The organism is Methylobacterium sp. J-088, assembly GCF_022829295.1.
Classification (GTDB): domain Bacteria; phylum Pseudomonadota; class Alphaproteobacteria; order Rhizobiales; family Beijerinckiaceae; genus Methylobacterium.
On the sequence record NZ_JAKSYH010000208.1, the window covers coordinates 1 to 539 of the forward strand.

1 protein-coding gene is annotated in these 539 nt (G+C 70.1%); it reads left to right on the top strand.

Annotated elements, in window-relative coordinates; translation table 11 throughout:
* Positions 1-537 (top strand): sugar transferase (locus tag MKK63_RS23020; protein ID WP_244005955.1); only part of this gene is annotated, 537 nt, incomplete at its 5' end.
* Positions 538-539: the final 2 nt, after the last annotated feature.

Here is a 539-nt window from a genome sequence, read left to right on the forward strand (position 1 = left end):
CTGCTGGCGCCGCTTCTGGCGCTTGTCGCGCTGCTGGTGCGTCTGGACAGCCCGGGTCCGGCGCTGTTCCGTCAGACGCGGACCGGCCTGAACGGGCGCTCGTTCCTGATCTACAAGTTCCGGACCATGCACGTGCAGGAGGACGGGGCGGTGGTCTCGCAGGCGCGCCGGGGCGATGCCCGCCTGACCCGGCTCGGCGGGCTCCTGCGCAGCACGAGCCTGGACGAGCTGCCGCAGCTGATCAACGTGCTGCGTGGCGAGATGGCGCTGGTCGGCCCGCGTCCCCACGCGCTGGCCCATGACCGCCATTACGGCGCGCTGCTGAGCGCCTATTCCGGCCGCTTCGCGGTGCGGCCCGGCATCACCGGCTGGGCTCAGGTCAACGGCTCGCGCGGCGGCACCCCGCAGCTGGCCGACATGCAGCGCCGGGTCGAGTTCGACCTGTGGTACATTGAGAACCAAAGTTTCGCTTTGGATCTCAAGATCCTGGCCGCCACGGCGCTTCACGTGCTCCCGGGCCGCTCCAACGCCTACTGATC